The sequence below is a fragment of the Acinetobacter modestus genome (assembly GCF_014636095.1).
GTDB classification, from domain to species: domain Bacteria; phylum Pseudomonadota; class Gammaproteobacteria; order Pseudomonadales; family Moraxellaceae; genus Acinetobacter; species Acinetobacter modestus.
In genome coordinates this window covers 1-584 of record NZ_BMDV01000027.1, presented here as the reverse complement: position 1 = coordinate 584, position 584 = coordinate 1, and the positions used below count along the sequence as shown (strand labels likewise).

The 584-nt window shown below is 44.7% G+C and carries 1 protein-coding gene; it reads left to right on the top strand.

The genetic code is table 11. The features are described 5' to 3' along the window. Window positions 1–584 (top strand): GTP-binding protein (locus IEV17_RS17065; protein WP_227554487.1); only part of this gene is annotated, 584 nt, incomplete at both ends.

Below are 584 nucleotides of genomic sequence, written 5' to 3'. Positions count from 1 at the left end.
TCACACGTAGAATACGATTCTCCAATCCGTCACTACGCTCACGTAGACTGCCCGGGCCACGCCGATTATGTTAAAAACATGATTACTGGTGCTGCTCAGATGGATGGCGCGATCCTTGTATGTGCTGCGACTGATGGTCCAATGCCACAAACTCGTGAACACATCCTTCTTTCACGTCAGGTTGGTGTACCTTACATCATCGTATTCTTAAACAAGTGCGACCTTGTTGATGATGAAGAATTACTTGAATTAGTAGAAATGGAAGTTCGTGAACTTCTTTCTACTTATGACTTCCCAGGTGATGACACTCCAATCATCCGTGGTTCAGCGCTTCAAGCATTGAACGGCAATGATGGCGAATATGGTGAGAAATCAGTTCTTGCACTTGTTGAAGCGCTTGACTCTTACATCCCAGAACCAGAGCGTGCAATCGATAAAGCATTCTTAATGCCAATCGAAGATGTATTCTCTATCTCTGGTCGTGGTACGGTTGTAACTGGTCGTGTTGAATCTGGTATCGTTAAAGTTGGCGAATCAGTTGAAATCGTTGGTATCCGTGACACAGTTGTAACGACTGTAACTGG